The sequence below is a fragment of the Deltaproteobacteria bacterium genome (assembly GCA_020845895.1).
GTDB lineage: Bacteria > Lernaellota > Lernaellaia > JACKCT01 > JACKCT01 > JADLEX01.
In genome coordinates, this window is the sequence record JADLEX010000074.1 from 1 (window position 1) to 10,930 (window position 10,930).

General features: G+C 65.7%; 8 protein-coding genes. 1 reads left to right on the plus strand and 7 read right to left on the minus strand.

Going from position 1 to position 10,930, the window contains the following annotated elements; translation table 11 throughout:
• Positions 1–71 precede the first annotated feature (71 nt).
• Positions 72–1,256: a hypothetical protein gene (locus tag IT350_09980; GenBank protein ID MCC6158368.1), complete on the plus strand. Its 1,185-nt coding sequence runs from the start codon at positions 72–74 to the stop codon at positions 1,254–1,256.
• A 62-nt stretch (positions 1,257–1,318) separates the two neighbouring features.
• On the opposite strand, the gene IT350_09985 is transcribed toward IT350_09980, so the two are convergent.
• From IT350_09985 to IT350_10015, 7 genes are all read right to left on the minus strand, one after another.
• Complete coding sequence (locus IT350_09985; protein MCC6158369.1) at positions 1,319–2,605, minus strand: hypothetical protein; 1,287 nt, start codon at positions 2,603–2,605, stop codon at positions 1,319–1,321.
• A complete protein-coding gene (locus tag IT350_09990; GenBank protein MCC6158370.1) occupies positions 2,602–3,192 on the minus strand; it encodes a hypothetical protein in 591 nt (196 codons plus the stop codon). The genes IT350_09985 and IT350_09990 overlap by 4 nt, the downstream gene beginning before the upstream one ends.
• Before the next feature lie 2 nt (positions 3,193–3,194).
• Positions 3,195–3,983: a uridine kinase gene (locus IT350_09995; protein MCC6158371.1), complete on the minus strand. Its 789-nt coding sequence runs from the start codon at positions 3,981–3,983 to the stop codon at positions 3,195–3,197.
• A 13-nt stretch (positions 3,984–3,996) separates the two neighbouring features.
• Positions 3,997–4,803: a hypothetical protein gene (locus tag IT350_10000; GenBank protein MCC6158372.1), complete on the minus strand. Its 807-nt coding sequence runs from the start codon at positions 4,801–4,803 to the stop codon at positions 3,997–3,999.
• A gap of 169 nt (positions 4,804–4,972) precedes the next feature.
• Positions 4,973–7,300, minus strand: coding sequence for an IPT/TIG domain-containing protein (locus IT350_10005; GenBank protein ID MCC6158373.1), 2,328 nt, complete (start codon positions 7,298–7,300; stop codon positions 4,973–4,975).
• Between the two features lie 157 nt (positions 7,301–7,457).
• Positions 7,458–9,758, minus strand: a complete 2,301-nt coding sequence (locus tag IT350_10010; GenBank protein ID MCC6158374.1) for an IPT/TIG domain-containing protein — start codon at positions 9,756–9,758, stop codon at positions 7,458–7,460.
• A 215-nt stretch (positions 9,759–9,973) separates the two neighbouring features.
• Positions 9,974–10,648 (minus strand): SPOR domain-containing protein, encoded by a 675-nt coding sequence (locus tag IT350_10015; GenBank protein ID MCC6158375.1) that lies wholly within the window; start codon positions 10,646–10,648, stop codon positions 9,974–9,976.
• Between the last annotated feature and the right edge of the window lie 282 nt (positions 10,649–10,930).

The following is a 10,930-nucleotide window of genomic DNA, read 5'->3' on the forward strand; positions in this document are numbered from 1 at the left end:
CGCGTCCCATCCGGCGCGTTCCGGAAACAGGTTCGGAGCGTCCGGCTCCCCGACAACAGGAGCGGCCCGGCATGACTGACGGACCCGGTTCCTTCGGAACGAATCCCGGCGGTTCGGCCACGTCTCTCGGCGGTTCGGCCACGTCTCTCGGCGGTTCGGCCACATCCGCGGCGCAGCGGACGGGCGCGAACGCGAAGAACGAGCCCGCGCCCCCCGCGCCGATCGCGGCCGCGCCGGACCCTGACGCGCCGCGCGAGCCCGAGTTGGTACCGTCGCGGTACAAGGGTCCCGACCCCGAGTTCGACCGGCCGATCTTCAAGCGGCACAAAGACACTCCGCCCGCCGGGCCGACCGGCACGATCATCCGCAAGGCTCCGCCGCCGCCGCCCGCGCGGCCGCAGATTCCACGACCGGAAATGAAGTCTGAAACGCGAGCCGAAGCGCGTATCGAACGCCCCGCGCCCGCGCCGCGCCAGGTGCGCGAACCGCTGCCGCCGCGGCCGATCGCACGCACCGAGCCGCGCCCGGAGCCGCGCACCGTGCCTCGCGTCGAATCCCGCGCCGAGTCGCGCACCGAACCGCGCTCGGAACCGTCGCGCGTCGCGCGTATGCCGCTCGCGCCGGTGCCTCCGCTGCCGCTGAAAAAAGTCGAGACGGGCATCATGGCGCTCGATCACCGCATCGGCGGGCTGTCGGTGGGCACCATGAACGTGCTGTCGGGTGTCGAGCACTCGGCGCGTTCGTATCTCGCCGTTCACATCGCGAACACCGTGATCGAAAACGGTGGGCGTGTGCTCGCGCTGATCTCTCCGACCGAAGAGGGCTACTGGGCGCCGACCCCCGGCCTCTACGTCGATGTCGCCGTGCGCCGCGACCCCGACGATCTCATCGCGACGATCGAGAGCGCGGGCAAGGTGGACCTGGTCATCTTCGATCCGCTGCACGCGGTGCAGACGCCGCCCGAGCAGGACCGCATCGCCGCCGTGGATCACGCGGTCGCGGCGGTCGCGAAGATCCTGCCGCGATTGCGTACGACGGTGCTGGCGGTCAGTCACATGGTCGATCGCGCCGCGCGCCATCAGGGCGTGTCGCTGCATCCGTGGATGTTCCGCGACGTGGCGGTACTGCTCGACGCCTCCGAGGTCATCCTCATCCTGCGCACGTCGCGCACGGGCGGGCGCGAGATCCTCATCTATCGCCGCGGCATCAACAACCGCGTCGGTGGGCTGCCGTCTTTCGTTTTGCCCTGGGTGTGAGAATTCGCTGAAGACGTGATGCGGCGTTCGCGCGATGCGCGGGCGCCGTTTGATTTGACGCGTCAGGGTTCGTCGTTCGCGCGGCGACGACCGCCCCCGCCACCACCGCCGCCACCGCCACCGCCGCCGCCACCGCCGCGACGGATTTCGGGATCAACGACGGGGCTGATCGGCGCGGAGGTCTCCGCCGCCGATTCGGGGATTTGGGCCACCGCGGTCGCCGGCGCTTCGCCGGTCGCCATCGCGTCGGTGAGCGTGAAGAGCGCTCGCGACACCGCGCCCGAGAGCGCGCCGAAGACGACGTGCGTGAGACCGATGGTGCCGATGAGCGCCCAGAACTCGGGCGGCGCTCCGGCGAGCCATGTCACGAGCGCCATGGTGGTGAAGCGCGCGAGCGCCACGACGATGCCGACGAAGCCGAGCGTGAAGACGGACGGATTTTTTCGATACAGCGGCAGCAGAAGATCGGCGGTGAGACCCGCGACGAAGTGCTTGAGCATCTCGAAGACGCCGAAGCGCCCTTCGCCGGTGAGGAACGAGATCACCGCCGTGACCGCGCCGACCTTGAACGCACCGAAGCGCCCGCGCGCGGAACGCGCCGCGTGAAGATAGAGCGGAATCAGCACGATGCCCTTGTGGCCGGGAGCGACGGGAAGCCCGGGGGCGACCTTGAGGAAACGCGTCATCATCGTGAGCACGGACGTGGAGACGACGACGCGCGCGTCGTGGGCGGCGTTTTCGGAAAGACCATAAGGCGCCAGTGCGGCGTCGGCGCGGGCATCGAGCCGCGCGAGCGGACCGGTGATGAGCGACGCGCCCGAACGAATGATCTCGCGAATCGATTTCTTTTCGCCGTTTCCCTTGCCGCCGCCTTTGCCGCCGCCCTTGCCCCGGCCTCGACCGCCCCCGCGCCCGCCCTCTTCGTTGATCATCGCGATCGAGACGGTGAGCGGCACGGCCAGCGCGCGCGGCACGCGAAGGAATTCGAGCCCGGCGAACAGGCGCATGGATCCCAGGGGCCCGCGCGCGGCGAGCGACGCGACGATGACGGCGAGGATGCGCACGCACAGCCACGCGCCCTCACGCCAGGGCGCACCGAACACGATGTAGGAGGCGAGCAGGAAGCCGAAGAACGTGACGAGACGGCGCAGCGTGTCGAGGATTTCCGACGCGCGCACGCCCGCCGCGAGCGCGACGGCAAACTGCGCGGCGCACAGCCCGCCCAGCCACCAAGGGTGGTCGATGGCGAAAACGATCACGCCCAGCGTGAGAACGTAGATCCAGCCCATCGCGCCGAGGACGGCGTCACGCCGCCCGATCGGTTGCGCGCTCTGGATTTCGTCGGTCATTTCGCGCTGACGTAGATCTTTTTGAGATGCGTCGCCCGGCGCACGCCCGGATGATTCACCTTGGCGTCGGCGAGCTTGAGGTCGGGCACCCGGCTGAAGATCAGGCGATAGCGGTTCGGATCGGCGTCGATGTCTTTTTTCAGCACGGCGAGGCCCGTGTCCTTCTTGTGGAACTCGACCTTTTTGTACTTCTCGATGCCGGCTTTTTCGATGACCTTCGCGAGCGTCGGGCCGTGCCAGCTCTTGCCGCCGATCTCCATCGGCTCGGCCTCGCGCATCTCCCACAGTTCCTTGGCGGGGATCTTCACGCTCGTGCCGTCGGGCTTCACGACCTCGAGCGCGTAGCGCGACCGCTCCATCTTCTCGGCCATGCGGTCGCCCTTGTTCTTGTCGCCCCGGCCCTTTTCGCCGCGCCCTCTGCCCTTGCCTCCGCCTTCGCCCGATCCCTCACCGCGTTCGGTCTTCGCGACCTTGGGGGTCGGTGCGGGCGTCGGCGTCGGCGTGGGCTCGACAGGCGCGGGGGCTTTGGCGCACGCCGCAGCGAGCGCGAACATCGCCGCGATCGCGACGAGACGAAGCGCGCGCACGATCACGCCCCGCCGTCGAAGGTGAAGCCCACCGGTTCGCCGGCGAGCGCCGCCGTGAGCTGCCCGGGACGCAGCGCGTTGACAACCTGGATCTTTTTCACGAAACGCGCCTCGCGCAGCATCTTCAGCAGTACGCGCTCGATGATCATGTCCTTGAGATTCGAGGCTTCGATTTCGGACACACGCCCGGTTTCGATCTTCTTCGCGTTCGGATTGCGCTTGGGGTCGTCGTCGTAGAGCGTGTCCTCGTCCTTGACGAAGACGCACCGCTTCACGCCCATCACCTCGGCGAGCAGGTACGTGCCCACGTCAGTGCGTTCGTCGGGAATGCGTCCGTCCGACGGCGGGCGCGTCCAGTATTCGTAGGGCGGCATGCCCGAGAGCACGGGCAGCGATCCGGCGCGCAAAAACGCGGGCAGCTCCTCGAGGTTCTCGCCGTGCACGTGCACCGATCCGCAGTCGGAAAGCAACATCTGGATCATGCGCGCGTTCTGCTTGGCCACCGCTTCGCCGGCCTTGGCGAGGATGCCCGGCGGCAGGCCGAGGTCCACGGCGAGCTGATAGATATGACGCGAGCGCGTGCCGCCGCCGGTGCAGACGATGAGCTGCTGCCCCGCCTTTACGGCCGCGCGAATCTGTTCCACCACCGGCATGACGGCCACGGCACCGCGGTCCATCACGCTCTGGCCGCCGATCTTGATGACCGTGGCGTCGGGAAGCATCCGGTAGGGATTCGCGTTCGGCCGAAGCGCGTTCAGGTATTCGTTCGAATAGGTACGCCGATCGAGCATGATATTTTCTCCGTTATTCGCCGCGCTCGAGGCGCGTGCCCGCATCGCCGCCGCCGAGCACCGTGACGAGGTCGTCGGGGCGCCGGGCCGAGATGATGTGCGTGTGAGTGAGATTGCGCGCGCGGCCGAGGATGTCGAGCGCCATGGGCTCGATCGGCAGCGTCTTCGGTCCGTTCGCGCGCAGTTCGGCCACGGTGACGCGGTCGATACGCTGTGTGCCCTCGCGCAGATTCGGATCGTCGTCGTGGATGCCGTCGACGTCCTTCACGAGGATCACCTTGCAGCCCAGAGTTTCGGCCAGCATGAACACGCCGCAGTCGGGACCGTGCATGGGGATCAGCGAATCCGCGTTGGGATATTCCCAGTAGTGGTAGGGCGGATAGGCGACGAGCACCGGCAGTTTGCCCAAATCGAGGACGAAGGGCAGCATCTCCAGGTTCGCCTTGTTCATACGCAGCGCGCCCGCGTCGGTGAGACACGACCACGCGATGAGGGCGTTCTGCTCGCCGACCGCGCCGACGATGGACGCGAGGCCGCCGATGGGCAGACCCAGGTCGATGCCGATGCGGTAGGTGTGGCGCTCGCGCACCCCGCCGCCGCACGAGACACCGAAGCGGTAGGTCTTGCGGGCTTTCGCGATGGTGTCGAAGAGGGGCCGCAGTACCGCCGCGCCCGCGTCGAAGACCGATCCCGACAGCAGCACGATGGTGAAGTCCGGCACGATGGGGGTGTAGCGGCCCCGCGTTTCGCGCAGGTCGTCGCGATTGACCAGCGAGCGCGCGGCGAGGCCCGAATTCAAATGTTGCCGTCGATCTTCCATGTGTATCCCGTCCCGCGATGGACATGCGGGTGAAAAAGAAAGTTCCACTGGAAAAAGTCGCCGGTGTTTAGCACAAAGTCGCGCACGAATGAAGGGTCGGCGCCGCCGGCGGGGAAAAAGAGAGGCGGGCCGTAGCAGCCCGCCCCTCGCTCCATCTCAGATCAGGGGATCAGCAGCCGCAGCAGCCGCCGTCGTCGTCGTCATCGTCGTCGCCGCCCGACGCATCGTCGTCGGCCGCGTCGTCATCGCCGCCCGCGTCGTCGTCCGAGTCGTCATCCGAGTCGTCATCCGAGTCGTCGTCGCTATCGTCGTCGGTGTCGTCGTCGGTGGACGAGGCCGTGACCTCGAAGGCATCCGCCGCCACGGCGAAGAGCGTGTCGGGGTTCTCCGCTTTCACGTCGTAGGTATCCTCCGCCAGCGTCCCCGGCACCGTCGCCGTGATCTGCGTGGCCGAGTCGCGCGTCACGGTCGTCAGCTCGTTGTCGCCGACCCACACCGCAACGCCCGTGGCGAAGTTCGTCCCGGTGATAACGATCTCGGTCTCGACACCCTCGTCGGCCGACGCCGGCGCAACCGACGCGATGGTCGGGAAATCCACCGGGTTGGTCTCGAGCGCGAGAATCTGAGAGACCTCATCGGCCGTGGAAAAATACTGAGTCCAGGCGATAGCGACCTTGCCGCCCGCGAGACCGATGGCGGATTCGAAGGTCCAATCGATATAGTCCGACCCGCTGTCGGAGTTGGACACCTGTTCCGGGCCCTCCAGAACCTGGCCGTCATAACCGAGGACCGCGTAGAAGATCTCGTCGTCGGACGCGGAGGCGTTGTCCCCTTCGGCGAAGCTCAGGAAGATCCCCGATCCGTTCGGATCGACGTGGGCTTCGGGGTGGTGGAAGTTGCGGGTGCTGTCGAGATTCGTCGCTTCCACGATGACCGCGTCGTTGACGGTCGTGAAGGTGAACTCGTCGCCGACGACGAAATCCGTGCTGCCCGCCGCAATCTCGAAAAGAACGGCACCCGTCTCCGTCGTGTACGCAACGCCCGTCGTCGCGTCGGCGTATGCGGTCTTCGCGCCGTCTTCCACCGACCACTCCTCGCTGCCCGCGACGCTGTCGTCGGTGCAGGTCACCGTCCACGATACCGTGCCGGCCGGGGCCGAAAGCGACACCTGGACATCGGTCATGGTTCCGTTGCCGGTGTTCCCTCCGTCGGCGGTCGGGGTCACCGGTTCGACCAGCGGATCGCCGTCTTCCCCCGCGGAGGACGGGTCGAAGATCGTGGTGAAAAGCTGAGAGAAGCCGTCGTCATCGATGTAGTCCTGAAACGCCAGAAAGGCGTTGCCGTTGGGGAGCGTGCGGAAGACGGGCCGCCGCGCGCCGTTGTAGTCGGAGCCGTACACGTTGAACCGGACGGGGGTATAGGCGACAACGTCGCTCTTCGAGAGCGGATCGATCACCACATAGCGCAGGATCGTCACGAGATCCGAGTACGTCGCCTGATCGTAATTCGAAAACAGCACGTGCTGGCCGATGCCGTTGGAGACGACCTCGACGTAGTTCTGTCCGTAATCGGCGAACCGCTCGGTCGACCCGAAGTCGTCGATCTGGTCGATGGTCTCCATGGTCCCGCCGGGCGTGACGATGCGGCTGTTGAGTTCGCTGTCATTCGTCTCATAGCCGCCGGTGCGCCACACCACGAAGAGCCGATCATCCGACGTCAGTGCGGCGCGCGCGGCATGACTGAAATCGCTGCCGCCTAACGAAAGCGGCGTCGCCGGTTCAACCAGGATCGGACTGGCCGTCGTGGAGAAGGTGAACTGGTCGCCGGAGACGAAGCCGGTGCCGCCGTTGGTGAGCGTGAACGCCACCGGGGTGGCTTCGCCGTTATTTTCGGGAAGGTAGTTGCCGGAGACTCCGACCAGCGTGTCGGCGAGTTCCCCGCTGACGCTGCCGGTGACGGTCCATTCCGTACCGTCGTATTCCACAGTCCAGGTTTCCGTCTGCGTGACCGCCGCGCCGGTTTGGACAGCGCTCATCGTTCCGTTGCCGGTGTTTCCGCCGTCGGCCACCGGGGTCGTCGCCGTGGCGTTCGCGTCGGACCCGTCCTGGTCGTGGAGACTCGGATCGAGAACCGCCAGATAAACCTCATCGGCCGTTTCGTGATAGATGACGGCGAGTTTTCCGTCGGCCAGCCGGATGAACTGAACGCGGGCCTGTTCGTCGCCGACGGTCAGCCACGTGTCGTCGATCAGCTCGTCGCCCGTGGCCGACTCGACCATGTGATAGATCAAATTGTAGTTATTGCCCCAGCCGACCGGGCCGCCGTCCCAGTAACCCCGGTTCGCCGTGTGGATGTTTCCGTCCGCATCGACGACGAAACCCGGCTTGCGGGAATCGTATTCCATGTCTTCGTTGTCGAGCGTGACCGTCGCGCCGTGGGCCGAGATGGCCGTCGCGACCAAGAGAGCAAGGGCAAGCATGCACCTCATTCGGAACATCGGATTCTCCCTCCGTAAAGCAGAAGTTCGCAAACACGATGAGGTTAGGGGATTTTTTGAACGGAGCAACCTGACATTCGTCATAGAGCGTCGAGTTGCCGCCCGAGTAATAAACGGGCGCCCCGAAGGACGCCCGCCGTGATATTTCGATCAGGGATCAGCAACCGCAGCAGCCGCCGTCGTCATCGTCGTCATCACCGCCGCCGCCATCGTCGTCGCCGGCATCGTCATCGCCGCCCGCGTCGCCGGCATCGTCATCCGAATCGTCGTCATCGCCCGGTGTGACAACCGTCACGCCGTCGGCGAGCACGCCGAAAAGGGTGTCGGGATTGGTGACGGTGACATCGTAGGACCCGACCGCAAGACCCGCGGGCAGCGTTCCGGTGATTTCGGTCGCCGAACCCACCGCGATGTCGGTGAGGGCCGTGCCTCCGACATCGACCGCGGCACCGTCTTCGAAACCGGAACCCACAATCGTGAGAGACGCATCCGCACCCTCATCGACATCCGCGGGGGTCGCGCTCGTCACGCTCACGCCGTCCACCGGGTTTTCCTCGACGCCGAGAACGAGATACGATTCGCCAACGCCGTCGTCGTCCTCGGACCATACAAAGTAGAACGTGTCGCCATCCCACACCGCCGAAGGCATGGTCGGCCACTCCATCGTGACGTCGACGTTGTCCAGATCCGACACCTGCGTGGGACCCGCGAGGACCGCGCCATCGTAACCCAGCACGGCGTACTCGACCTCGTTGTAGTCGTAGTCGACATCGCCCTGCGAACCCTTGTGAACCACGACCAGCAGGATGCCGCCGCCGTTCGGATCGGACACGAGAACCGGATGATGATAGCCCTCGGTCGGCTCGAAAGGGGTCGGGGGCTGAATGACCGCCGGATTCGCCGCAACGTCGAATGTGAAGACGTCGCCGTTCGCGAAATCCGTCGCCCCATCTTCGATCACAAAGCTCACCATGCCGGTGTCCGTGCTGTACGGCAGGCCCGTTGTCGCTTCCGCGAGCGTCGCCTTGGAGGGGCTCTCGACCGACCAAATCTCGTTGCCCGACACGCTGTCGTCGGTACACGTCACGGTGTATGTGCCGGCCTCGGCGGCCATCGACACGATGACGTCACTGATGTCGCCGTTGCCCGCGTTGCCGGCGTCCACATCCGGCGTCACGTCCGGCGTGAACGTCGAGCCGTCGAATCCGTTGCCCGACGGGTCGATGATCGCGGTGAAAAGCTGCGTGTAGTGTTTGTCCGAGTTCGCGTCATCGTCGAGGAAGGACTGGAACGCGATCAGGATGTTTCCATTCGGGAGCTGCGTCAGAGTGGGGCGCATGACGTGGCGGTTAATGAACACCGAAGAACCGGCGACCAGGTCGGAACCGTCCGTCGTGTCCGAAAGAACGTACCGGATCTGCTCCACGATTCCCCCATTGTCTTTGTCGCCGAAGCTGCCGGTGCCGATGACGGTATGGACGTTATTTCCATCGTACACCTCACGGATCTCGCCGCGCTGGCCCCAGAAGAGAGAGCCGTCGAGTTCTCCGAAGGTGCTGATGTCTCCAAACCCGTCCGTGGCGTTCCACGTGCGCCAACCGAATTCGCCGCTGCCGTCCGGATTTTCCGTTTCGTCATACGCCTCGTCGCGCCACATGATGTAGAGGTTGCCGTCTTCACGCAGCGTGATGCGAGGGTGCGTGGACTGCGTTCCGTCCACGTCCGAGATCGGCTCGCCGGCGGGTTCGCTCAGGATGTCGCTCGCCACCGTGCTGAAGGTGAACTTGTCGCCGTTCGCGAACGGCGTGCCGCCGTCCGTCGCGTAAAACGAAATCGGCGAAGTGAATTCGTTCGACTCCGTGTCCGGGAAAATCGTCCCCGTACCGGCTGTCCACGGCAGTTCGCCGCTCACGGAACCCGTGGCGGTCCAATCCGTGCCGTCGTATTCGAGCGTCCAGTCCTCACTGATCGTCGCACCGGCGGCCGTCCACACTCCCATCGTTCCGTCGCCCGTGTTGCCTCCATCCGCCGTGAGATCCTCGACGGCCGGGATGGCGTCGCTGCCGTCCTGCGCGTGGTCCGAGGGATTCAGCAGAACGAAAAAGACGTCGTCCTTCTCATCGGCCCAGACCACCGCGAGGGTGGATTTCGTGGAATCCGTCCACGTCAGTTGCGGCTTCGCTTTATCCGTGTAACCCGTTCCGCCCGTGGTGATCCACGTCGTGTCGATCAGCACGTCGCCGTCGGGCGCCACCATCATGTAATAGACCTGTGGTTCGTTGTTGTAGCCGTCGGTAACCACGTCTTCGCTTTGGCCGATCGTGACGATGTGCACGTTGCCGTCGTTGTCGACCTCCACATCGTGCGAACCCTTGGAGTGATCCAGGGCTTGCCCGTCGTTGAGCTTGTAGATCGACGCCGCGTGTGCCGAAGCGACAAACGCGACGCACAGCACCACGCTCAGCGCCAGCCGTCCCTTCCTTCCGAACCGATGCGAATTTATCCAACGTCCTTTCTTGAACGCGAAAAAGAGCGCAAACCGCTCAAATTGTCTCGATCAACTTAAAAGTCTATCCGAAAAGTGACAAAAAATCGGATGATCCACGTCATATTTGAGCGAGACCGCGTAAAACGAGGCGAGTTTCGTCGGAATGAAAACGCTGAGAAGGCGGGTCAGGGACCGATGGTGGTGACGTAGGGCTTGATGCCCTCTTTCGCCGCGAGGGCCGCGGCGTATTGGTCGGCACCGCTCTTGTTCGCGAACTTTCCGACACGCAGCCGGTACCACGTGCCTTTCGATCCGAGCTCGGCCTTGACGATGTAGGCCTGCACGCCCTTGCCGATCCACGACTGCTGGCGCGTCTTGGCCTCGGCTTCGTCGCTGTGGGCCGAGAGCTGCACCGTCCACCCCGTGCCGGTGGGCGGTTCGGGCGGCCCGGCGGGCTCGACCGGCGCGGGCGGCGGCATGGCGGCCGGCGCACCGATCGGTCCGGGCGAGACGGGGCTCTTGATTCCGGACTCGGGCGGCGGCAGCGGCATGGCGGAGGCGGGCGTCGGCGACGCACTGACGGGCAGCACCATCGTGTCGGAACCGGGGGTCGCGGCGGGGGTCGCGCCGATGTCGCTTCCGGTGACCGTCAGTCCCTCGGCGACGATCGTCTCCGGCGTGGGCGCCACGCCCTCGGCGGAGCCTTCCATCGCGGACAGGCGGCCAAGACCCGTGCCCACCACCACGCCGAGCGCAAACACGATGACGAGAATCGCCAGCAGCCCCGAGAAAATAAAGGCGATCTGACGATTGTCGAGTTCGAGCGTGATCTTGTTGCGGAACTTGCGCAGATCCCGCATGAGCCTCTTCCGTGGGTGATGCCCGTGTTGTAGCACCGCCGCCGAGCGCTCACAAGGCGGGTGGCACAGCGTCGTTTGCGGCACGGACGTCGCAAGGGGACTCCGGGGGGACTCCGGGGGGGGGACTCCGGGGATGGGGACTCCGGGGGGACTCCGGGGACACGATACCGAATTGTCCTCAGTCGGTCGAGGGGACTCCGGGGGGACTCCGGGGGGGGGACTCCGGGGCGGGGGACTCCGGGGCCACGAGACCGACTTGTCCGCAGTCGAGTCGCCAATCGC